Origin of the sequence: Flavobacterium labens (assembly GCF_048286755.1) — a bacterium.
Taxonomy (GTDB): Bacteria; Bacteroidota; Bacteroidia; order Flavobacteriales; family Flavobacteriaceae; genus Flavobacterium.
On record NZ_JBLVPL010000004.1, the window covers coordinates 231,602 to 252,782 of the forward strand.

Sequence of the window (21,181 nt, forward strand, 5' to 3'; positions counted from 1 at the left end):
TACTGTTGTGCTACTAAAAAAAATGTACTACTTTGTAACAAAAACCAGCATTGACTTACTAACGTATATATGAGTGATAATTTAGAACATTCTTTTGTAAAGCAGTTGCAGGAAAATCAGAATATAATCCACAAGATTTGTAGGTTGTATACTAATGGCGATGATGCACACAAGGATTTGTTTCAGGAAATCACGATTCAGTTATGGAAGGCTTTTCCAAAATTTAGGGGCGACAGTAAATTTTCGACCTGGGCCTATCGAGTCGCGCTGAACACAGCGATTACTTTATACCGAAAAACAAAACGATCCATAAATACTATCGAATTTGAAGGGCGACAACATTTCCTGAATGATGTGGAATATGATTATGAGGAGGAAGAGCAACTAAAACTAATGTATAAAGCGGTTTACCAGCTCAATGATATTGAAAAGGCGTTGATATTTATGTATCTGGAAGATAAGGATTATCAAGAAATATCAGAAACTTTAGGAATTAGCGAAGTAAATGCAAGGGTAAAAATGAATAGAATAAAAGGGAAATTAAAAAAAATATTAAATCCATTAGGAATATGAAAGAGTTGGATTTATTAAAAAAAGACTGGCAGAAGAGTGATAATTCTTTTGAGCAGGTATCAGAAATTGAGATTTATAAAATGATACATAAAAAATCATCTTCGATTGTGAAGTGGATTTTGATTATTAGTATTTTAGAGGTTTTATTGTGGACGTGTTTGAGTTTTTGTTTTGACTCAGATGGGTACTTAAAAAACATCCAACATTCTGAATTAATTGGCTATTTTGAGGTACTAAATTATGCCAATTATGCTGTAATTTTAATTTTTATTTATTCTTTTTATAAAAGATATAAAGTAATATCTACAATTGCTACAACCAAACAATTGATGCAGGATATCCTGAAGACCAGAAAAACAGTTCAATATTATGTTTGGTATAATTTAGGAATGTTAGTGTTTAGTTTAATCGTAGGATTTATCATTGCTTTTGCCTACAATCCTGAAATGGATGCTTTCAAGCAGCAAATAAATAGTAGTGCTAAGATTATGGCCATTACAATTGGAGTTTTAAGTATTTTTAGTATTGCGTTATTTGGCTTACTTTGGTTGTTTTATCGAGTATTATATGGCACTTTACTACGTCGTTTGTATGCTAATTATAAAGAACTAAAGAAAATAGATCTTTAAGTCCAAGAGAAAAAGTCTTAAAATTCAACGCCATATAATATTGAATTTTAAGACTTTTGACTTTATGACTAAATTTTTAATATTCCCATTTTCTTAATCGGTTCAATTCTTCTTGCTCCTTTATAATTTCAGATGGAATAACTTTTAGAAATGAAGGATGTTGCTCAATTGCATATTCTACTTTTTCTACAATTTCCTCGATTGTATCATTATCGTAATCAATATCAAGAGGTTCTTTGATAATAAAGGACTGCAGAATTCCTTTTTTCTTCATACGAAATCCCTTTTTGTCAAACGAACGACGAAAACCATCTATAACAATAGGCACCACAATAGGTCTGTGTTGTTTAATAATATGAGCCGTTCCTTTACGAACCGGTTTAAACGATTTTGTAGTTCCTTGCGGAAAAGTAATTACCCAACCATCAGCTAATGCAATTTTAATATTTTCAGTATCATTGGGGTTAATGTCTTTTTTCTCCTGAACATCAACTCCTTTAGCACGCCATGTACGTTCTACAGAAATTGCTCCGGCATACGCCATAATTCTTGGCAATAATCCCGCTTGCATAGTTTCTTTAGCAGCTACATAATAGATATTCATTTTAGGTTGCCATAAATAGCAAACATTCTTGATAGTATCATCGCGACCGCTCAAACTTGCATTAAAAACATGGAACATAGCAACGACATCCGCAAAATAGGTTTGGTGATTAGAAATAAAAAGTACGTTGTTGTCCGGTAAATTTCTAATAATTTCCGAACCTTCAATTTGCAACTCATTAAATCCTCTATACCGTCTATGCGTCATGGCTCCGAAGATTCGGATTAGCCATTTTTTTATAAATAATATGTGTCCGAAAGGATTTCTCTTCAACAATCCCATAAAATTGTGTATTTTTTTGTGAATTTGGATTACAAACTTACGAAATTTATATTTGAAGTTGGTCGCTGAATTCAACAGAACTATTTGAAAATTACAAGCAATTAATAGGCGCTTTTCTAACTGTAACATTTTATTTTTTAACCTAGAACCTCTTTCAAAACTTCTTTTAATTCACTCAACATCATTGCAGTAGCCCCCCAAACAATATGTTCCTCTATTTTGAAAGCTGGGATACTGATATTATCAGCGTAGGAAGTTGACAAATTTGTATCCACTACAAGTGCATCGTCTAAGAAAACTGACAAAGGCAATTCGATAATATTGGCAACTTCCGAAGGTTGTGGTACAAACACCAGTTCTTCTTTACTGATACCTAAAAAAGGATGTACCATAAAGTTACTTGGCGGAATATATAATTCTGTAAATGGTTTAAGAATTTCTATTTTATCAGGATGAATCCCCACTTCTTCATGTGTTTCCCGAAGTGCCGTTTCGGCAAAATTCTCATCATCTAGTTCGTATTTACCTCCCGGAAATGCAATTTGTGCCGAATGAACCCCTTTGTAGGAATTTCGGACAATCAATACCAAATGTGTTGCCTCAATTTTAGGATAAAAAAGCATCATTACTGCTGCTATTCTGGGCTTTTTCCCTTCAATATTGCTATTCTTTAAGCTTTCTAATCGTTCTAAAGGGGCCATTTTCACATGTGCGTCAAAAGCTGGAAGCCTAGCTTCAATTAATTTAGGAACATACCGTAAAAATTCTTGAAAATCCATAATCAAAGTCTATTTTTGCATATAAAATAGCATATAAATATAGTTTAGAAAATACAATTGCGCAAGTTTTTCTAAAACCAAAAAGTCATCACAAATGTACAGCAAAGAAGAAACACAAAGATTAAAGCGAGAATTCTGGATTGCATTCGCAGAGAAATACCCTAGAAAATGGGTATTATACGATACTAAAATCAAGGATTTTTCTTTTAAATTTTATGTAGACAATAAAAAAGCTCAAGTTTTAATCGATATTGAACACCGAAGTGATGAAAAAAGAATTGCTTATTTTGAAAAACTGGAAGCACTAAGAAATATTCTCGAAGAGGATTTTATAAAAGACTTGATTTTCGAAAAAGACTATGCACTGGAAAGTGGCAAAACCATCAGTCGAATTTGGGTTGAAAAACTAGGAGTTGGTGTTAGTAATCGAAATTATTGGGATGAAATATTTGACTTCTACAATGAAAAAATGAATGCTCTTGAACTGTTTTATTTAGAGTACGATGATTTTATAAAGGACATTGAAAAGCTTTAATGACATTAATCAAAATATAGTCCAATATTTCTTTGTCTCATCGAGCGCAGTCGAGATGCGATACAGGTTCTCGACTGCGCTAGAACTGACAAATTAGAAATAATAATATAAATTAGAAAGCCATTCATTATCAAAAAAAGTATTAATTCGAGCGATTTAATTGTTCAAATTAATGCTTTTTTTATCTAATTCATCACATATTGAAGATGTTATACACAATAATCCGATCTTCATAATTGATATACAATTGCTTCCTATTATCCTGTTTTTTTCTGGTGATGATAGAAACAGTACAGTCTAATCCTTCATTATCCTTACAGGTAAAAGAATAAACAATATCAGTATCATTCTCTTCTATAGGCTGATAATCTATGATTTCAAATAATTGAATGATTTGAGAATAGACAACTATTCTATTTTTATCAGTATCTAATGTGACTAAAATATTGACCAAATCTAAATCAGACCATTTACCCCATTTCCCTTTTTCAGTTTTTTCTAAAACACTAAAGCCCGAAGTTTTAAACTTATAATTCTGGCCAAAGGAATGCTGTAAACCCATCACTAAAAAAAGTAATACTATATATATTTTTGTCTTTATCATTCCTTATAAATTAAAAATCGAAATTAATTATTTCTTTTCTTGCTGTGTCAAAATCGGTTATCATTTCCTTAATAATAGCTTCTGCTGATTTTATGTCGTGAATCAATCCTGCTATTTGTCCTATCTCTAATTCGCCTTCGATTAAATCGCCTTCAAACATACCGCGTTTAGCTCTTGCTCTCCCTAACAAACCAATAAGTTCTTCTTTTGTTGGACATGTTTCATACAATTGCTGAACATCCTGATAAAATTTATTCTTAATCAATCGAACAGGAGCGAGTTCTTTCAAGGTTAGTTGTGTATCGCCCTCTTTAACATTTACAATCGTTTCCTTAAAATTCTCATGTGCAGATGATTCTAATGATGCAGCAAATCTACTTCCTACCTGAACTCCGTCAGCTCCCAAAACCATCGTTGCAAGCATACCACGACCGGTTGCTATACCTCCGGCGGCAATTAACGGAATAGTGATCTTTTCTTTCACCATAGGAATCAGTGTAAGCGTAGTCGTTTCTTCTCTACCATTATGTCCTCCGGCTTCAAAACCTTCAGCGACAATTGCGTCTACACCTGCATCTTGTGCTTTTAGTGCAAAAACAGAACTGCTAACGACATGTACAACAGTTATGCCATTTTCTTTCAAATAAGAAGTCCAAGTTTTTGGGTTCCCAGCCGATGTAAAAACGATTTTTACACCTTCATCAACAATAATTTTTATGATTTCTTCGATATTGGGATACAACATCGGAACATTTACTCCAAAAGGTTTTGAGGTGGCCTTTTTACATTTTTGAATGTGTTCCCGCAAAACTTCAGGATACATGGAACCTGCTCCAATCAATCCTAAACCTCCGGCATTACTCACTGCACTTGCTAATTTATAACCACTATTCCAAATCATTCCTCCTTGAATAATTGGATATTTAATTTTAAAAAGTTCTGTGATTTTATTCATGTAGTATTAATGCTATAATTTCTTAATTATTTTTCCAGTTTTAGAAAAACCATCTGATTCCATTTTATAAAGATACACTCCTTGATGCAGAGATTTCAATGAAATAATAGATGCTTGCGGTGTGATTTTTTGTTCTAAGACTTTTTGACCCAAAATGGAATAAATATATACTGTTCCCATATCAAATGTTGAAGGTAAATAAACCGAAACAGTGTCACTGGCAGGATTGGGATAGAGTATAAAATCATCTTTAGAAAAAGATTCTAAATTCAACTGGTTGCTTACTGCCAATGCAAAATCAGGAATCCCAAATCCATATTGATTATTTGGATTCGAAAATTTATCCGAGGATTTTAATACTAATTCTCTAATTTCCTTATTTGTTTTTTGAGGAAACGCCTGCCACAAACAAGCTATCATTCCAGCCATTATAGGACTTGAAAAAGAAGTTCCATTAGCAGTCACGATATTTCCGGCTACATCAGAGACTATAGCTGCTTGTCCTTGTGCCATCACATCTGGTTTTATCCTTCCGTCAAAAGAAGGACCTACTGAACTGAACGAAGTCAATGCTTCCGAAGAATTTACTGCACCTACAGCAATTACTGAAACAGCATCAGCAGGAGTTGCAATATGTGGCTCTGCTGTACCGCCTGAATTACCCGCAGATGTTACTACAATCATACCTCTGCTAAATGCAATTTCTGCACCACGGGATATAAATGCATTTGTACCATTTATTTCACTATATGTATGACTATACGCATCATTATCGTAATCAAAATACCCCAAAGAAGTATTAATAATATCAACTCCTAAACTATCTGCTCTTTCTGCCGCTTCAACCCAAAGTGATTCTTCTACAGGATTTTCTGAGGTATCATCTTCAGTAATAAATAAATAATAAGATGCATCTGGTGCCGTTCCCACTAACGAATTTTCTTTATAACCACCCATCGAAGAAAGCACCGAAGTTCCGTGTGAAACTCCAGTATAAAAATCCGGATTTCTTAATACAAAATTATATCCTCCTAAAATCTGGTTGTTAGCTCTTAATCTTTGAAAAGGCTGAGCAGTATCGACTCCTGGAAATCCACCATCTAAAACCGCTATTATTTTACCGGAACCTGTATAATTCTGTTGGTGCAGCTTTTGACCGTTAAGCATCTGAATTTGATTCGATGAAGAGCCATAAGCATATTCAATTTTGGTTTTCTTAATTTTATTTACCTTTTTTATTTTTGAAAGCTTCGCTATTTTTGCAGTTTGATTCAGTGATTTATCCGCAAAATCAACTTTACTGACAAAAGAAAGTAGTGCTAATGAGTTTATATTAGCTTGAGATCCTCGAACATGGACTGCATTCAGCCATTTGGATTTTGCCATGACAGTAATTCCAGTAGCTAATTTTACTTGATTAATATAAGATTCCTCAACTGGAACATCTTTAAAGTCTAAAGCAATATTCTGAGTAGTCCTTCTATCTAATGCTCTTTGACTAAGCATTTCCAAAGGTCTATCTAAATAAAATTGAGAATTGGGCTTTGCATTAAAATATACCCAAGCGTCTTGTTGTGAAAAACCAGCTGAAGTAATCAGCAAAAAAAGAAATATATAGATTTTTTTCATAGTTAACTTTATTTATTTAGCCCTAAAAACTTCAACTATTACTAGGATTGAATCATTATTATTATTTTTCAGGAGCTACTTAATTCCAGAAAAGCATTTGTTTTAGACCTTTTTATAAATTAAAGTACTAAACTAAGAAATTACTCCCGAACCAACTAATTCTTCTCCTAAATACCAGGCTGCAAATTGCCCTTCTGTTATTGCAGATTGCGGTTCGTCAAAAGCTATATACATTCCGTTTTCAAATTGATGCAAGGTGGCGCTTTGCAGAGGTTGTCTGTATCGGATTCTAGCCATTACATGCATAGTTTCTCCATTGGCCAAAGCCAAATCTTCACGAATCCAATGCACTTCATTTTTTTCTATAAATAAGGCTTTCTTGAACAATCCAGGATGTTGACTGGTCAATCCAGTGTAAATAGTATTGGTTTCCACATTAGTGGCGATAATAAACAATGGATCAGTTGTTCCTCCTACATTCAGTCCTTTCCGTTGTCCAATAGTGAAATAATGAGCACCTTGATGTTTTCCCACTACTTTCCCCATATCTGGAGTGTACGGGATTTTTCTAGCATCAGATAGCAAACTATTTTCTAAAGTTAATTCGCCTTCTTGTTCAAAACTATAAACAGGATCGTTTTTGTCAATTTGAATTATAACTCCGTCTTTTGGTTGCAATTTTTGTTGTAAAAACTCTGGCAAACGCACTTTTCCAATAAAACATAATCCTTGGGAATCTTTCTTTTCTGCAGTAATCAAATCCATTTGAGCCGCTATCTCACGAACTTCCGGTTTTGTCAATTCTCCGATAGGAAATAATGATTTTGCTAATTGCTCTTGAGATAATTGACACAGAAAATACGATTGATCTTTATTAGTATCGGCACCGGCTTTAAGTTGATAAACCGTTTCTCCGTTCACTTCGATTTCACTTTTTTGGCAGTAATGTCCGGTAGCCACATAATCAGCACCAAGACTTAAAGCAATTTTCATGAATACATCAAATTTTATTTCGCGGTTACAAAGTACATCAGGATTTGGAGTACGCCCTTTTTCATATTCGTTGAACATATAGTCCACGATTTTCTCTTGGTATTCTTCACTTAAATCAACCGTTTGGAAAGGAATTCCTAACTTTTCAGCAACTAATAAAGCATCATTACTGTCTTCAAGCCACGGACATTCATTAGAAATGGTAACCGAATCATCATGCCAATTTTTCATAAAAAGACCTATGACTTCATACCCTTGTTGTTGCAATAAATAAGCAGCAACACTTGAATCTACACCTCCAGAAAGTCCTACAACAACACGCTTCATCTTCAAAAAATTATAATTTTACAAGGATGCAAAGTTACAAAAGATTTACAACAGTATTTGTTAAGTATAAAGTTAATTGTTTTTGGATTTTGTCGCATTTTCAGGAAAACTCATATTCGTTTCTTTTACCAATTTCCCTTTTTCAAAAAACTGCCAAATTCCTGATTTTTTACCATTTACAAATTGCCCTTTAGAAACTATATTTCCATTTGTATCGCTGAAAATTGCTAAACCACTGTAGATGTTATTTTTAAACATCGACTCTTCTAATAAAATTCCTTTCTCAGTATATTTTTTATAAAAACCATTCTTCAAATTGTTTTTATAACTGATTTCTTCTGCAATTTTACCACTAAGATAAAAAACGGTTCGCAAACCTTCCAACTTTCCATTTACGTAATTCTCTGTAGTCATAATATTTTTTGAAGCTTGATGGTAGTACTTCCATTGTCCTTCAAACAATTTATTCACCACTTTACCTTCACTTACTTTATTCTTATTCTGGTCATAAAAAATGGTATACGCTGAATTATCTTTTGCATTAAATTCTCTTGTAGCAATTATGGATTTAGCTTTGGTATCATCGTAAAAATTAAAAATTCCAATTTCTTTTCCGTGCTCAAAAGTACCTTCATATCTAGGTCTTTTTGATTCCTGATAAAAACCTTTCCAAACTCCGTGTTTTTTACCTTTTTCATCTAATTTATTAAATTCTGTTTGCGAGACAATATTTTGGCTAAAAAAAACCAACATCAAAAGTGTAAAAAAACTCATCTTATATTTCTTCATTATTTCTCTATGTTTACATATTATCCTAACTGATAATTTACTTTTTTATTTTGGTCAACTTATTAATTACAATTATTTCTTTCCTGACTATTTTACAAATATACTACTCTATTCTTTTGAGTCGTTGCAAAAGTAATTGTCAATTCAGGATTATAGATTCAACCTATATGTTTAAAAATATCGTTGATTTTATAACAAAAATGCTTTTAATAAATCATTTTATAAAATGTTTAAGTATTTTATTATTATTTTTTTTCAATAGTATACTAAAAAACCCAACAAACACATACAAATCTTATTATCAGCATATTACTAACTATCTCGTACTAATAAATAATAAATTAAACAAACCTAAAAAAAATAATAAATTTTAATGTTGTTTATCATTTTTACAAAATTATTGAACAAAATAAAAAATCAATTTATTATTTTCGAAGAAACAAATAAACAACAAACACTATGAAAAATGTATCTAAAATTAGAAATTGGGCTCTGATTGTATTATTTTCAGTTGTAGCAGTATCGTGTGATGACGACGATAACAATGTAGTTGTAGACAACACCATTACAGGAAAAGCATCAGCCACTGCTAATTTAAGTATTTTGGTTCAAGCTCTTGTAAAGGCAGAATTAGCAACTACTTTGCAAGGATCTGGACCGTTTACAGTTTTTGCACCCACTAATGAAGCATTTGCAACTTTTCTTGCAACAACACCTTATGCAACTATAAATGATGTACCAAAAGAAGCTTTGACTCAAATCTTATTAAATCATGTTGTTACAGGTACTGTGAAATCTACTGATTTAACCACTGGCTATATAAAAACTTTAGCTAAGGGTACCGCATCAACCACTAATACATTGAGCATGTACGTCAACACATCTTCTGGAGTAAAACTCAATGGAATCGCAACGGTTACAACTGCTGATATCATGGCTTCAAATGGTGTAATACACATAGTTGATAAAGTCATTGATCTTCCAACAATAGTAACTCATGCTGCGGCAAATGGCAATTTTAGCACTTTAGTTAGTGTTCTAAATCGATCAGGTCAACCCAATTTTATAACTGCATTATCAGCTACGGGTCCGTTTACAGTTTTTGCCCCTACAAATGCTGCGTTTACTGCATTAAATACTGAATTAGCTCCAGGAGGAATTGCAGGCGTTTCAGCGGCAAACTTGACTAAAGTTTTACAATACCATGTAGTAAGTCCAGCTAATGTGTTAGCAGCCAGTTTAACAGAAGGACAAGTTGTAACTCCAATTTTGACACCAGCACAAACATTTACAATTCAACTTACTGGTGGTGCAAAAATTAAAGATGCTAACAATCGAATTTCAAATATTATCACAACTGATGTCCAATGTTCCAATGGAGTTATTCATGCCATTGACAAAGTATTATTACCTGTTCTCTAATTTTATATCCACAAAAAAAGCTCTCAGAAATGAGAGCTTTTTTTATGAATTATTTTTTCTTTTGTTGTGCTTTTTGAGCTTCAGCTTGTTCCATAACTTCTTGTAGTTTTTTCTGAAATTTACCTTGTTTCTTTGGCTCTTTCAATTTATTTTCTTGAATTTGAGCATGAATCTTGTCACTATCGATAAAGTATCTTTTGATGACAATCATAATCCCAATGGTAATTAGATTCGAAATAAAGTTATACAAACTCAATCCCGCTCCATAACTATTGAAGAAAAACAACATCATTATTGGCGATACATAAATCATGATTTTCATCATTTTTGCCATATCTGGCATTCCTTCTTGTTGCGGAGCCGCCATTTGTTGGTCACCAGAAGTCATTTTCATATAGAAGAAAATAGCTATCGAGGCAAGCACTGGAAACAAACTGATGTGATTTCCGTAAAAAGGAATATAGAAAGGCAATCTAATTATTTCGTCAAAAGAAGATAAATCATCTGCCCAAAGGAAACTTTTTTGTCTTAACTCAAAAGCCGATGGGAAAAACTGAAATGAAGCGTACATAAAAGGAAGCTGAATCAAGGCTGGAATACATCCCGCCATAGGATTTACACCTGCTTTGTTGTATAATTTCATTGTTTCCTGTTGTTTCTTCATTGGGTCTTTTTTGAATTTTTCTCCCAATTCAGTAATTTCAGGTCGCAATACTTTCATCTTTGCCTGTGACAAGAATGATTTGAAGGTAATAGGCGACATTGCTAATTTTATAATTATTGTAAAAATAATTATCGCAATTCCATAAGCTATATAAGAACTTAAAAATCCAAATAATGGAATGAAAATAATTTTATTAATCCATCCGAAAATACCCCAACCTAATGAGATAATTTTTTCTAAATTTTTATCATAATGACTTAAAGTCTTATAATCTGTTGGTCCAAAATACCAACTCATTTTATGATCTAATTCTCCATTTTCAAAAGCTAATGGAATATTTGCTTTAAATTGTTTCGTAAAAGTGGTATCGATTTTATCGTCTTTAACCAAGTTATCAGACTTCACTTTAGCAGTTTCGAAAGGAGCTTTTGTCAAAAGTATAGTTGAGAAAAAGTGCTGTTTGAAAGCTACAAAAGTTGCTTTTTCAAGATCTGATTCTTCTGATTGACCTAAACCAGCATAATCAACTTTTCCTTCTTTGTGCTCAAAATAAATTTCAGTATAACGGTTTTCGTAAGATACACTTTTCTCATTTCTATAGGTTTTCAAGCTCCATTCTAAATCCAACGGTTTAGCTGTATTTAAAACTTTGTTTAATCCTTGAGAATGGATATCAAAACCAATCATATAATCGTTTGGTTTTAATATGTATTTGTATTCCAAAAATTCATTAGCTCCCGCTTTCAACTTCATGGACAAAACTTGATCTGCTCCAACTTTTGTCAAAGTAGGTTCAAAATACAAGTCTTTAGAATTTAAAGTACGGTTATCACTGGTAAGCAATTGTACATTTAAATTAGCGTTATTGTCTTTTATCAATTCAACTAATTGCCCGGAACCTTTCTTGAATTTTTCAAATTTTTTCAAAGTAGCCTCAACAATATATCCACCTTTATTGGCTATTTTCAATTTAACCAATTCGTTTTCAATAGTTGTAAAACCAGCTGTAGCCGAAGGAAGTGTAGCAGAATAAGCAAAATTTCCTAACGTTTTTTGCAATTGAGCCAATTGTGTAGAATCTCCGGTTGCCGCAACTGCTATAGTAGCTTTTGCAACAGTTTTCACCTCTAATTCTTTGGCTTTAGCCTGCTTAATTGCCAGCTGTTTTTGTGCTTTTTCAGCTGCAACCACTTTCGGGTCAGGTTGATTTTGGTACATGATGAATACCAAAATACCAAAAATTAATGCAAAACCGATAATCGAATTGAGGTCGAATTTTTTTTGTTCCATTATTATATTTAAAAAAAGTTTAATCTATTAGTATGCACTTTGATGAATTGTTTCAAAAAACAACAACTATTTTTTCTTTGCCTGAACCGCTGCTGCTACGAAATTTACAAAAATAGGATGCGGATTCGCTACTGTACTTTTGTATTCCGGGTGGTATTGTACTCCAATGAAAAATGGATGATCTTCAATTTCTATAATCTCAACCAATCCTGTATCTGGGTTCACACCTGAAGCAATCAATCCTGCATTTTGCAATTGCGCTACATAATTACTGTTGTACTCATAACGGTGACGGTGACGCTCTGATATTGTCTCTTTTCCGTAAATTTTGTAGGCCAATGAATCTTGTTTTATATCACATTTCCATGCTCCAAGACGCATTGTTCCTCCTTTATCAGTAATCGTTTTTTGCTCTTCCATAAGGTTTACTACCGGATGTGAAGTATGCTCATTCATTTCAGTAGAATTTGCATCAGCATATCCTACAATATTTCTTGAATATTCGATAATTGCCATTTGCATACCCAAACAAATTCCGAAAAACGGCACTTTATTTTCACGGGCATAACGAACTGCTTCGATTTTTCCCTCAATTCCTCTTTCTCCAAAACCAGGAGCAACAAGAATTCCGTCTAAACCGGCTAATTTCTCATTTATGTTTGTGGTATCAATGTGTTCTGAATGAATAGAAATCACATTTACTTTAGTTTCATTTGCTGCACCTGAATGAATGAATGCTTCCAGAATAGATTTGTAACAATCTTGCATTTCTACATATTTACCAATCAAACCGATGTTTACAGTATGCTTTGGATGTTTCAATCTGCGTAAAAAAGTATTCCAGTTTTTCAAATCCGGAGCCGCTTTTTTAGGTAAATCTAATTTCTTTAATGCAACTACATCAAGTCCTTCTTCCAACATTAAATTTGGCACTTCATAAATCGTCGAAGCATCAATAGATTGAATAACAGCTTCTCTTTTTACATTACAGAATAATGCCAATTTATTTCTTAGTTCTTCAGAAATTTCATGCTCTGTTCTACAAACTAAAATATCAGCTTTAATACCACTTTCCATCAACGTTTTAACGGAATGTTGTGTCGGTTTTGTTTTTAATTCTCCTGCGGCAGCCAAATAAGGTACCAAAGTAAGATGAATCACAATTCCGTTGTGCTCTCCTAATTCCCAAACTAATTGACGAACAGATTCTATGTAAGGTAACGATTCAATATCTCCTACCGTACCACCAATCTCTGTAATTACAATATCATAATCACCTGATTTACCAAGCAATTGCATTCTATCTTTAATTTCATTGGTAATATGAGGCACTACTTGTACCGTTTTACCAAGAAATTCTCCTCTTCTTTCTTTTTCAATAACCGAAAGATAAATTCTTCCAGTAGTAACATTATTCGCCTGAGAAGTAGGAACATTCAAGAAACGCTCGTAATGTCCTAAATCTAAATCTGTTTCTGCTCCATCATCAGTAACATAACATTCCCCATGTTCATAAGGATTTAATGTTCCTGGATCTACATTAATATAAGGGTCAAACTTTTGGATAGTTGTACGGTACCCTCTGGCTTGTAACAATTTTGCCAATGATGCTGCTATGATTCCTTTCCCTAGAGAAGAAGTCACACCGCCAGTGACAAAAATATATTTCGTTTGATTCATTCTGTTGTTGTTTGTGTTGTAGTTGAGTAAAAAACTTGGCAAAAATACAATTATAAATTGAGAAAAAGCTAATTTGAAAATGAGATAATTTTGAAATTTAAGAATTATTAAACGTTCCAATTTAAAATTCAGAACATTATTGAATTCATAAATTAAAGTGGTTTAGGGTATCTTTTTTTAATATTTCGTATCAATTCCTCTAATCCGTTTAATTTTAGCTCATAAATTAGCTGAAGCTGCTGTCCTAACTCGCCCTTCGGAAATCCTTTATTGCTGTACCATACCACATAATATTCAGGCAGGTCAATCAGATACTTTCCTTCGTATTTACCAAAAGGCATTTTAGTATGAGCAAGTTTGATGAGTTGTTTTTGATTTTGATCCATTTCTTTTGGAGAAAAAAAGAAAAAAGAGGCAAGAAGTAAGCTTTATTTAATAGTCTTACTCCTTGCCTCTTTCTTCTCTACTCTATTTTATTTCCAGTTAAAAATAATACGTTTTTCGATTTCGGTATTTAAGCTCAGAAAAACAGGACATGTCATGGCAACTCTTTCCAAAATGGTTTTATTCTTTTGATCGGCTTCTCCATACATTTCAAAAGTAATTTCTATTGCACCGATGCGTCTTGGTTCAGCATTCATGATTTTAGTAACTTCAGCAGTTGAGCCTTTCAAATCAACTTCTAAATCACGTGCTTTTATTCCCATAACCGTCATCATACAACTTGCCAAAGCATTAGCTACCGTATCCGTTGGAGAAAAAGCCTCACCTTTACCATTATTATCTAAAGGTGCATCCGAAATGATTTCATTTCCAGATTGCAGATGTATTGATGATGTTCTTAAATCACCTAAGTAGGTTACTTTTGATGTCATAATTTTATTATTATTTTATTCTACTGCTTTGACTGAATACTAATTTACTGAATACTAAACACTTTTAATTAGCTTCTTTTATAGTTAAATCAGTGTCATAATATAAGATATACACTCCTTTATTAATATAGCCACCGTCTTCTTTTTTGTAAAATTCGAACTTATTATCTACTTGCTCCGTAGCAGTATTATCAACCGTTTCTTGATATTTTTTGTCTTGTGACAATCGCATCATAGTATCAAAAGTAATATCAAAACCTCGGGTTGCAAATGCACTAGGATAAATTTTGTTTTTCTTTTTAAACTCTTTTTCAAAAACTAAAGCTTCAGGAGATTCGTTTTCACGAGTAACAGAAGGGTACATTAATTTCAATTTTGTTAAATTCACAAAACTAATTTCGTCTGTATCTAAAGTTTCATTTGGCTCCAAAATAACCAATTGCACTTTATAAGCAGCTATAGCACCTAACATAGTAGCCATAGTTGATTTAATCATTCCAGTATTTCCGGTTTCCATCACCACATAGTTTATTTTATCTTTTACAAATAAACTTTTCAAATTTTCAGCAGATACACCACCATTTGCAGTAAGCGCTGAAAATTTTACATCTTTATGATTCTCTTTAATAAACTGTATAACCGACTCTTTTTTCTTATCAACTACCGCTATAATATTCCCATTCTTAGCTCTCATGAAATCGAACATAGCATTTTTAACCGCTATAGCAGAAGGGATCGTTTGAAGCATATTGCTAAACGAATTACCTGTATCTTTTGACAAAGGTGAAATAACCGGTACTTGATTTGCACTTAATAGTTCGGCAGTTTTCTCTACATTATTTTGATAAAAAGGTCCAATAATAGCATCTGAATTTTCAAGATTATTTTCTTTAATAATTGCAGCAATATTAGAAGTGTTTTTAGTTTCCTGAGAATCAAACACACTCACATCTATAGCAAGTCCAAGTTGTTTAGCCGAATCAATCGCTACCAAAGCTCCTGCATAAAAATCTAAAGTCATGTTCAAGAACTTGTCTTTTTTCAAGCGCATTGCAGTCGAATTGACCGTATCACCCTCAATTTTTGAAATATTGAAAGGCAAAAGCAATACTAATTTTTTCCTACCGTTACTTTTCTTTGAGATTACAGCGTATTCTTTTTTAGTTTCCTGTGGGATACTAATCGTTGCCGGAACTTTTAAAATCATTCCTTCTACAACACCTTGAGATAAAGCAGGATTAAGAGTAATTAATTCTTCCTGACTCATACCTACCATTTTTGATAAACTATACAAGGTTTCTTTTGGTTTTACCGTATAATTCAAATAATTGACTGCGGTAGAAACTTTTTCGGGACTGGCTTTTACAATTTCTTTTTTAGCTTCAACCACAGTGGCAGTTTTATCATCTTTTGGTCTCGAAGTTTCGGGAGTTCCTTTGATAATTAATTTATAACCAATAGGCAAATTCGTAACTATTTCAGGATTTTTTTTCTCTAATTCTTCAATGGTAATCCCATATTTTTTGGCAATAGAATATTTGGTTTCTTTTGGAAGAACATCATGATATACTGCTTTTGTTTGTACTGAAGAAGTATTTTTTTGTCCAATGCCGGAAGGAATAGTAAGAATTTGACCAATTTGCAATCCATCTTTTTCCAAAAAAGGATTTGCTTGTTTTAAGGCTTCATCCGAAACACCATATTTTTTTTCGATACCATACAAAGTTTCCTTTGGTGCTACTTCATGGGTAATCGCTTTCACATTTGCCTTAGATTGAACCGCTACTTTTTGTTTTCCGTTGCTTTTTGGAATCAGCAAAACACTATTGGGTTTTAAACCACTTAGCGCATCTGGATTTAATTGGTAAATATCATACGGAGTAACGTTGTATTTTATTGCAATCTGACTGATTGTCTCTCCTTTCTCTACTTTATGCGTAGTCGTTTTTTCTTGTGAAAAAACACTATAATTAAAAAACAAAACCGTTATACAAATCGCAAAAAAATATTTCATCATTTTTATTTATAAAATTATTCAATCATTAATAACGGAACGGTATCAAATTTTATTCCAAAAATCTGATACCGTTTTATAGAGAACATTAAAAACAATGATGTTCAAAAGATTAGATTAAAATCTAAATTATTATTCCCACTCAATAGTTGCTGGCGGTTTTGAACTAATATCATACACCACTCTGTTGACTCCTTTTACTTTATTGATGATATCATTAGATACTTTCATCAAGAAATCATAAGGTAAATGCACCCAGTCAGCTGTCATACCATCTGTAGATTCTACTGCACGAAGCGCTATCACTTTCTCATAAGTACGCTCATCGCCCATTACACCTACACTATTAACCGGAAGCAAAATTGCTCCTGCCTGCCAAACTTTATCGTATAATCCCCAAGATTTCAATCCTTCGATAAAAACAGAATCTACTTCTTGTAAAATTCTAACTTTCTCAGGTGTTATATCTCCTAGAATTCTAATTGACAATCCTGGTCCCGGGAAAGGATGTCTTCCTAATAATTCTGGATCAATTCCTAATGAAGCTCCTACTCTGCGTACTTCATCTTTGAAAAGCATACGAAGTGGTTCTACAATTTTTAATTTCATGTAATCAGGTAAACCTCCTACATTATGGTGCGATTTAATAGTAGCCGAAGGTCCTTTTACTGAAACTGATTCAATAACATCAGGATAGATTGTTCCTTGTGCCAACCATTTTACATCTTCTATAAGGTGTGATTCATCATCGAAAACTTCGATAAATACACGTCCAATAATTTTACGTTTGGTTTCAGGGTCACTTACACCTGCTAATTCAGATAAGAAACGATCTCCTGCATCTACTCCTTTTACGTTTAAACCCATTCCTTTGTATTGATCTAATACATTTTGGAATTCGTTTTTACGAAGTAAACCATTATTTACAAAAATGCAGTATAAGTTTTTCCCAATAGCTTGATGCAATAAAACTGCCGCTACTGTAGAATCTACTCCACCAGAAAGACCAAGAACTACTTTATCGTCTTGTAATTTCTCTTTTAATTCTGCCACCATTTCTTCAACAAAAGCATTTGGCGTAAAATTTTGAGGAACTTCTGCTATTTTTACTAAAAAGTTTTCCAGCATTTTTGATCCATCCGTAGAATGGAAAACTTCAGGGTGGTATTGAATTGCATAAGTTGTTTCACCTTCAATTCTATACGCTGCAAATTCCACATCATGTGTACTTGCAATTTTCACACCATCAGTTGGTAATGCCTTAATACTATCACTATGGCTCATCCAAACTTGGCTGTTCTCAGAAACACCTTCAAAGAAAACTTCATTCTCTTTTATGTAAGACAAATTAGCTCTACCATATTCTCTCGTGTTCGAAGCAGCTACTTCACCACCACTAAAATGCGATAAGTATTGTGCTCCGTAACAAACGGCTAATAAAGGTAGTTTTCCTCTAATTTGAGATAAATCAGGATGTGGCGCATCTTCTGCTCTAACAGAAAAAGGGCTACCTCCAAGAATTACTGCTTTATAAGATGATAAATCACTCGGAAAATGATTGTAAGGGAAAATTTCGCAGAATATATTTAATTCGCGAACTCTACGCGCAATAAGCTGTGTATATTGCGATCCGAAATCTAAAATAAGTACGTTGTGTTGCATGCGCAAAAATACTTTTTATATTTTGAATTGAAAAATTGATTTTTGAAAAATATTCTTTTTATTTGTCTCACCTCAATTATTGCTCTAAAATCAAATCAAATAGCCTTAAAAAAAACCTATACGCTACAATTTTCGTAAGTGAACTTAAAGATTCTAAAAAATTAATTTAAAATAAAACAACATTTAAATGAGAACAAAAATTTATTTATCAATAGTAACAGTAATGCTTTTAATTACTTCGTGTAATGTAATCGATGATTTGTTGACTTTTTCGATAGACAATCAAACAACTTTTAAAATTGAAAGTGGATTTCCTCTTGGCACTGCTTTTAATGTGGTTACTCCAGATGTTACCACAAACTCAAGCTCCACTTTTGAAAACAACAACACCAAAGCTGAATTAGTAAAAGATGTAAAATTAACTGATTTAAAATTGACCATCACAGAACCAAGCAATAAGTCATTCAGTTTTTTAAAATCAATTCATTTATACATATCAACTGATGCAAATGATGAAATAGAATTGGCTTATTTAGATGAAATTAATTCGACTTCAAATACCATAAATCTAACATGTACTTCACAAAAATTAGACAAATACATCAAAGCATCTTCTTATAAAATAAGAACTAAAGCAGTTATTAAAGAGAGTTTGACCCAAGATATCACGGTGAAATCTGATATGAAATTCAAAGTTACCGCTGATCCGTTTTAAGCAATCAGCGGTACTAAAATGCTTTTTATTCTTTAACAATTATAAACTTTCCTTTTACTCCTGCATCCCAATTTTCCCAAAAATCAGATTTAATAAATTTTCCTTCTGCATCATAAATCTGGAATTCAGCTGTATTTCCTCCTAACAAACCTTTGTTAAGAGCTTCAATTTCAAATGTATTTATTCCTTCTTTAAAAAATATTTTAAATTCCTGATAATTTTCTTTCATTACTAATTTTTGTTCGGTAACAACACCATTAAGTGATGCTCTGGCTAAATCTCCATCAATCTGTCCAAAATCACGAAATTTAATTACAAAATAATTTGATTTAGTTCTAATTTCTCCAAAATTGACATCAATTTTAACTAAAAATCTAGAATCTTCTTTCAAACCCTGCTTGACTAATGTTTTATCTAAATCCTTTTCCATTTTATCCATATAAACATCTCCTGGATTAATAAAATCATTTTTTGGAGTCATGTTTATAGTGTTTTCTTCTCCAATTTTCAATACTGAACTTGGGGTTTTAATTTCAGGACTTTTAAAAACATTTGGAGTATAAATTGGCGGTATATCAGTTTCAGATGGAACTGTTTTTTTTATTTTAGGTGCATTATTTTTAAGTGGAATTGCTTTAAATTTTTTACTAAATTCAATCTGACTATAGCTTTTTGAAGAAATACCAATACTAATTATTATAAAAAAAAGAATCTGTTTCATAGTAAGAGAATATTGATAAGTCAATATTTATCGAAAAATTTAAAACTAAAAATAATATTTAAACGACAAAAATAATATAAATTAATTTTATTTATTTATCGAATTTAAAAAAGAACATTCCTAATCTTTCATCAAAATTAAGGTCCCTTTGAAATCTGTTCCAAGATTCCATTGACTGGCAGAAATAATACTACCCTTATCATCAAACACTTGAAATTCTGCTGTATTAGGAGGCGCAAATCCTTCATTTAATGCCTCAAAATCAATCTTATTAATCCCTTTTTCTAATTTTATCTCAAACCCTTTAAAATCTCCATCCAAAACAACCTCGTAATCTACTACTTTATCGTTTAAATATACTCTAATCTTATCACCATCAACATAAGCAGCATCGCGATATCTTACTTTTGCTGTAAGAGAACCCGTTTTAAAAGTTCCCAAATTTTGGTTTCGTTTGTAAGTAACAACGTCTGAATTTTCTGGTTTTTTAATAATTTTATCAGGATTTATAAAATTAATTTTTGGTACATCTAGAGAAACGTCTTGTTTCTTTATAACTTTTTGACTTATCTTTTTTGGTAGATCTGCTTTTGGAGGTGTTTCTTTTTTAATTTTAGGAGCATTATTTTTAAGTGGAACGGGTTTAAATTTTGAACTAAATTCATTCTGAGCATATCCACTTAAGGAGATGCTTATTGCAATCATTAAAAATAAAATCCTTTTCATAACTTTTTTAAATTAGTTTATCAGTGCTTGTAAAATTTTAAAATTAAAAAACGAATCATATATAATGACTAATGATAGTATAATTTAACTTTCATTTATAACATTCAATTTTTAAATTTATTGTCTTCTAGAACATCTAAAATTCTAACAATTCTCAACAAAAATTGAAGTTTTTAATTAAAAATTACTGTTTTTAATTTCAGTATTTTTTATAAATTGCAAATATTATGCCACACCAAAAATTGCATTTAAACAATGTAAAATAACACCTAAACACAATTAAAATGAAAAGAGAAAATATCTTGACAGGTTCACCTTGGGAAGACAAAATGGGATATTGCCGTGCAGTACGCATTGGAAACATCATTGAAGTATCAGGAACTGTTGCCATTGTTGATGGTGAAAAAGTAAAAGCTGACGATGCGCATGCTCAAACACTAAACATTTTAGAACGCGTAGAAAAAGTTCTAGAAGACTTAAATGTAAGCATGAAAGATGTCATTCGTACCCGCATATTTACTACTGATGTTTCTACATTTGAAGCCGTTGCTACCGCTCATGCCAAGTTTTTTAAAGACATAAAACCAACCACTGGTTTCTACGGAATTAACCAACTGGTAGCCCCAGAATATTTAGTTGAAATCGAATTTACTGCTATAGCTTCTGAAAAACCATTAATTCAAGAAGGATTATAATACTTTTGTAAAAAACAC

At 32.3% G+C, this 21,181-nt stretch carries 21 protein-coding genes; 6 read left to right on the forward strand and 15 right to left on the reverse strand.

What is annotated here, in order from left to right:
- Positions 1 to 69: 69 nt before the first annotated feature.
- Together ACNQF8_RS11305 and ACNQF8_RS11310 are read left to right on the forward strand one after the other, a co-directional pair.
- Positions 70 to 573 carry an RNA polymerase sigma factor gene (locus tag ACNQF8_RS11305; protein ID WP_091171887.1) on the forward strand — a complete coding sequence of 168 codons (504 nt, stop codon included), beginning with the start codon at positions 70 to 72 and terminating at the stop codon, positions 571 to 573.
- Positions 570 to 1,202 carry a hypothetical protein gene (locus ACNQF8_RS11310; protein WP_417950214.1) on the forward strand — a complete coding sequence of 211 codons (633 nt, stop codon included), beginning with the start codon at positions 570 to 572 and terminating at the stop codon, positions 1,200 to 1,202. Before ACNQF8_RS11305 ends, ACNQF8_RS11310 begins: the two co-directional genes overlap by 4 nt.
- Positions 1,203 to 1,278: 76 nt before the next feature.
- On the opposite strand, the gene ACNQF8_RS11315 is transcribed toward ACNQF8_RS11310, so the two are convergent.
- A complete protein-coding gene (locus ACNQF8_RS11315) occupies positions 1,279 to 2,088 on the reverse strand; it encodes a lysophospholipid acyltransferase family protein (protein ID WP_315206833.1) in 810 nt (269 codons plus the stop codon).
- 137 nt (positions 2,089 to 2,225) lie between these two features.
- Complete coding sequence (locus tag ACNQF8_RS11320) at positions 2,226 to 2,867, reverse strand: NUDIX hydrolase (protein WP_417953501.1); 642 nt, start codon at positions 2,865 to 2,867, stop codon at positions 2,226 to 2,228.
- A 94-nt stretch (positions 2,868 to 2,961) separates the two neighbouring features.
- Here ACNQF8_RS11320 and ACNQF8_RS11325 point away from each other — a divergent pair, with 94 nt between their 5' ends.
- On the forward strand, positions 2,962 to 3,402 hold the full coding sequence (locus ACNQF8_RS11325) for a DUF4268 domain-containing protein (protein WP_417953500.1): 441 nt from the start codon (positions 2,962 to 2,964) through the stop codon (positions 3,400 to 3,402).
- Between the two features lie 193 nt (positions 3,403 to 3,595).
- Here the strand turns inward: ACNQF8_RS11325 and ACNQF8_RS11330 are convergent, their stop codons facing one another.
- The 5 genes from ACNQF8_RS11330 to ACNQF8_RS11350 all read right to left on the reverse strand — a co-directional run bounded on the left by ACNQF8_RS11330 (position 3,596) and on the right by ACNQF8_RS11350 (position 8,699).
- Positions 3,596 to 4,006 carry a hypothetical protein gene (locus ACNQF8_RS11330; protein WP_282715152.1) on the reverse strand — a complete coding sequence of 137 codons (411 nt, stop codon included), beginning with the start codon at positions 4,004 to 4,006 and terminating at the stop codon, positions 3,596 to 3,598.
- A 10-nt stretch (positions 4,007 to 4,016) separates the two neighbouring features.
- Positions 4,017 to 4,961, reverse strand: coding sequence for an NAD(P)H-dependent flavin oxidoreductase (locus ACNQF8_RS11335; protein WP_417950218.1), 945 nt, complete (start codon positions 4,959 to 4,961; stop codon positions 4,017 to 4,019).
- Positions 4,962 to 4,973: 12 nt separating this feature from the next.
- Positions 4,974 to 6,590 carry a S8 family serine peptidase gene (locus ACNQF8_RS11340; RefSeq protein WP_417950219.1) on the reverse strand — a complete coding sequence of 539 codons (1,617 nt, stop codon included), beginning with the start codon at positions 6,588 to 6,590 and terminating at the stop codon, positions 4,974 to 4,976.
- A gap of 132 nt (positions 6,591 to 6,722) precedes the next feature.
- Positions 6,723 to 7,910 (reverse strand): tRNA 2-thiouridine(34) synthase MnmA, encoded by a 1,188-nt coding sequence (mnmA, locus tag ACNQF8_RS11345; RefSeq protein ID WP_417950221.1) that lies wholly within the window; start codon positions 7,908 to 7,910, stop codon positions 6,723 to 6,725.
- Positions 7,911 to 7,982: 72 nt separating this feature from the next.
- A complete protein-coding gene (locus ACNQF8_RS11350; protein WP_417950223.1) occupies positions 7,983 to 8,699 on the reverse strand; it encodes a toxin-antitoxin system YwqK family antitoxin in 717 nt (238 codons plus the stop codon).
- A 459-nt stretch (positions 8,700 to 9,158) separates the two neighbouring features.
- On the opposite strand from ACNQF8_RS11350, the gene ACNQF8_RS11355 reads away from it, so the two are divergent.
- Positions 9,159 to 10,121, forward strand: a complete 963-nt coding sequence (locus ACNQF8_RS11355; RefSeq protein WP_417950226.1) for a fasciclin domain-containing protein — start codon at positions 9,159 to 9,161, stop codon at positions 10,119 to 10,121.
- Positions 10,122 to 10,170: 49 nt separating this feature from the next.
- Here the strand turns inward: ACNQF8_RS11355 and yidC are convergent, their stop codons facing one another.
- From yidC to guaA, 6 genes are all read right to left on the reverse strand, one after another.
- The gene (gene yidC / locus ACNQF8_RS11360; RefSeq protein ID WP_417950229.1) at positions 10,171 to 12,075 is read right to left on the reverse strand and encodes a membrane protein insertase YidC; all 1,905 of its coding nucleotides are present in this window, start codon (positions 12,073 to 12,075) and stop codon (positions 10,171 to 10,173) included.
- 66 nt (positions 12,076 to 12,141) lie between these two features.
- Complete coding sequence (locus ACNQF8_RS11365) at positions 12,142 to 13,755, reverse strand: CTP synthase (RefSeq protein WP_417950231.1); 1,614 nt, start codon at positions 13,753 to 13,755, stop codon at positions 12,142 to 12,144.
- A gap of 152 nt (positions 13,756 to 13,907) precedes the next feature.
- The gene (locus tag ACNQF8_RS11370) at positions 13,908 to 14,141 is read right to left on the reverse strand and encodes a DUF3820 family protein (RefSeq protein ID WP_099714715.1); all 234 of its coding nucleotides are present in this window, start codon (positions 14,139 to 14,141) and stop codon (positions 13,908 to 13,910) included.
- Positions 14,142 to 14,228: 87 nt separating this feature from the next.
- On the reverse strand, positions 14,229 to 14,630 hold the full coding sequence (locus ACNQF8_RS11375) for an OsmC family protein (RefSeq protein WP_315206865.1): 402 nt from the start codon (positions 14,628 to 14,630) through the stop codon (positions 14,229 to 14,231).
- 64 nt (positions 14,631 to 14,694) lie between these two features.
- Positions 14,695 to 16,647 (reverse strand): PBP1 and LysM peptidoglycan-binding domain-containing protein, encoded by a 1,953-nt coding sequence (locus ACNQF8_RS11380; protein WP_417950234.1) that lies wholly within the window; start codon positions 16,645 to 16,647, stop codon positions 14,695 to 14,697.
- Between the two features lie 129 nt (positions 16,648 to 16,776).
- Positions 16,777 to 18,306: a glutamine-hydrolyzing GMP synthase gene (gene guaA / locus ACNQF8_RS11385; protein WP_417950236.1), complete on the reverse strand. Its 1,530-nt coding sequence runs from the start codon at positions 18,304 to 18,306 to the stop codon at positions 16,777 to 16,779.
- Positions 18,307 to 18,493: 187 nt separating this feature from the next.
- Here guaA and ACNQF8_RS11390 point away from each other — a divergent pair, with 187 nt between their 5' ends.
- Entirely contained in the window at positions 18,494 to 19,021 is a 528-nt protein-coding gene (locus ACNQF8_RS11390; RefSeq protein WP_417950238.1) for a hypothetical protein, read from the forward strand.
- Positions 19,022 to 19,046: 25 nt separating this feature from the next.
- On the opposite strand, the gene ACNQF8_RS11395 is transcribed toward ACNQF8_RS11390, so the two are convergent.
- Positions 19,047 to 19,742: a hypothetical protein gene (locus ACNQF8_RS11395; protein WP_417953499.1), complete on the reverse strand. Its 696-nt coding sequence runs from the start codon at positions 19,740 to 19,742 to the stop codon at positions 19,047 to 19,049.
- 120 nt (positions 19,743 to 19,862) lie between these two features.
- Complete coding sequence (locus ACNQF8_RS11400) at positions 19,863 to 20,468, reverse strand: hypothetical protein (RefSeq protein WP_417953498.1); 606 nt, start codon at positions 20,466 to 20,468, stop codon at positions 19,863 to 19,865.
- Between the two features lie 284 nt (positions 20,469 to 20,752).
- Here ACNQF8_RS11400 and ACNQF8_RS11405 point away from each other — a divergent pair, with 284 nt between their 5' ends.
- Complete coding sequence (locus ACNQF8_RS11405) at positions 20,753 to 21,163, forward strand: RidA family protein (protein WP_099714710.1); 411 nt, start codon at positions 20,753 to 20,755, stop codon at positions 21,161 to 21,163.
- Positions 21,164 to 21,181: the final 18 nt, after the last annotated feature.

Excerpts from the sequence above, each read along its gene's own strand:
- ACNQF8_RS11400 (WP_417953498.1), bottom strand. The coding sequence starts at position 20,468 with ATGAAAAGGATTTTATTTTTAATGATTGCAATAAGCATCTCCTTAAGT.
- ACNQF8_RS11365 (WP_417950231.1), bottom strand. The coding sequence starts at position 13,755 with ATGAATCAAACGAAATATATTTTTGTCACTGGCGGTGTGACTTCTTCT.
- yidC (WP_417950229.1), bottom strand. The coding sequence starts at position 12,075 with ATGGAACAAAAAAAATTCGACCTCAATTCGATTATCGGTTTTGCATTA.
- ACNQF8_RS11320 (WP_417953501.1), bottom strand. The coding sequence starts at position 2,867 with ATGGATTTTCAAGAATTTTTACGGTATGTTCCTAAATTAATTGAAGCT.
- guaA (WP_417950236.1), bottom strand. The coding sequence starts at position 18,306 with ATGCAACACAACGTACTTATTTTAGATTTCGGATCGCAATATACACAG.
- ACNQF8_RS11340 (WP_417950219.1), bottom strand. The coding sequence starts at position 6,590 with ATGAAAAAAATCTATATATTTCTTTTTTTGCTGATTACTTCAGCTGGT.
- ACNQF8_RS11325 (WP_417953500.1), top strand. The coding sequence starts at position 2,962 with ATGTACAGCAAAGAAGAAACACAAAGATTAAAGCGAGAATTCTGGATT.
- mnmA (WP_417950221.1), bottom strand. The coding sequence starts at position 7,910 with ATGAAGCGTGTTGTTGTAGGACTTTCTGGAGGTGTAGATTCAAGTGTT.
- ACNQF8_RS11335 (WP_417950218.1), bottom strand. The coding sequence starts at position 4,961 with ATGAATAAAATCACAGAACTTTTTAAAATTAAATATCCAATTATTCAA.
- ACNQF8_RS11380 (WP_417950234.1), bottom strand. The coding sequence starts at position 16,647 with ATGATGAAATATTTTTTTGCGATTTGTATAACGGTTTTGTTTTTTAAT.
- ACNQF8_RS11315 (WP_315206833.1), bottom strand. The coding sequence starts at position 2,088 with ATGGGATTGTTGAAGAGAAATCCTTTCGGACACATATTATTTATAAAA.
- ACNQF8_RS11390 (WP_417950238.1), top strand. The coding sequence starts at position 18,494 with ATGAGAACAAAAATTTATTTATCAATAGTAACAGTAATGCTTTTAATT.
- ACNQF8_RS11355 (WP_417950226.1), top strand. The coding sequence starts at position 9,159 with ATGAAAAATGTATCTAAAATTAGAAATTGGGCTCTGATTGTATTATTT.
- ACNQF8_RS11350 (WP_417950223.1), bottom strand. The coding sequence starts at position 8,699 with ATGAAGAAATATAAGATGAGTTTTTTTACACTTTTGATGTTGGTTTTT.
- ACNQF8_RS11330 (WP_282715152.1), bottom strand. The coding sequence starts at position 4,006 with ATGATAAAGACAAAAATATATATAGTATTACTTTTTTTAGTGATGGGT.
- ACNQF8_RS11370 (WP_099714715.1), bottom strand. The coding sequence starts at position 14,141 with ATGGATCAAAATCAAAAACAACTCATCAAACTTGCTCATACTAAAATG.
- ACNQF8_RS11310 (WP_417950214.1), top strand. The coding sequence starts at position 570 with ATGAAAGAGTTGGATTTATTAAAAAAAGACTGGCAGAAGAGTGATAAT.
- ACNQF8_RS11375 (WP_315206865.1), bottom strand. The coding sequence starts at position 14,630 with ATGACATCAAAAGTAACCTACTTAGGTGATTTAAGAACATCATCAATA.
- ACNQF8_RS11305 (WP_091171887.1), top strand. The coding sequence starts at position 70 with ATGAGTGATAATTTAGAACATTCTTTTGTAAAGCAGTTGCAGGAAAAT.
- ACNQF8_RS11395 (WP_417953499.1), bottom strand. The coding sequence starts at position 19,742 with ATGAAACAGATTCTTTTTTTTATAATAATTAGTATTGGTATTTCTTCA.
- ACNQF8_RS11405 (WP_099714710.1), top strand. The coding sequence starts at position 20,753 with ATGAAAAGAGAAAATATCTTGACAGGTTCACCTTGGGAAGACAAAATG.